Here is a 577-nt window from a genome sequence, read left to right as displayed (position 1 = left end):
ACGTCGTCTTCAACATCGAGGCCCATTGCCCGCGCGATGCGGACCCGCCAGGAATCAGGCAAGCGATCGAAGATGTCCTGCTCCAGCCCGCGCTCGTTGATCTCGTCGCGCAACCGCCGCGGCATCTGATCGAATACCGACATGAGCGCGACCGGGTCGTGACGCACGCCTCACCCCCGCGCCAGCATCTTGTCGAGTTGCTTGTCCGAAATCCGGCCCTTGGCGTAGAGCGCTTCGGCTTCGCGCTGCTGCTTCGACTTCGGCTTGTCCTTGCCCAGCACCTGCTCCAGCTGCTCACGCGCGATGTCGAGCGCGTCCAGAGGCTTGTCGAGAAGATGGCCCTCGACCTTGTCGGCAACCGCCTTGCAATTGGCGATGGCTTCATCGGGCGTATCGCCATAGGCGACGACGGCGCCGATCTCGGCACAGCCCGTCCATTGCGGGATCACGTAATACTCGCCCTCGATGCGGCAGAAATTGCGCAGCTTGACGAAGTCGGCCACGCTCTTGTCGATCGCAACATGCATCCAATTCTGGTCGGCCCATTCGGAGATCAGGAGCACTTCGGCGCCCCATT

General features: G+C 62.6%; 1 protein-coding gene. It reads right to left on the bottom strand.

Annotation, left to right across the window (positions count from 1 at the left end; all coding sequences use genetic code 11):
- Nucleotides 1–170: 170 nt before the first annotated feature.
- The coding region (locus tag AACY49_RS30055) for a hypothetical protein (protein ID WP_339527867.1) at nt 171–577 on the bottom strand (407 nt) is incomplete at its 5' end.

Source organism: Pseudomonas sp. EL_65y_Pfl2_R96, assembly GCF_963970905.1.
GTDB lineage: Bacteria > Pseudomonadota > Gammaproteobacteria > Pseudomonadales > Pseudomonadaceae > Aquipseudomonas.
This window is presented reverse-complemented; position numbering and strand designations above follow the sequence as displayed.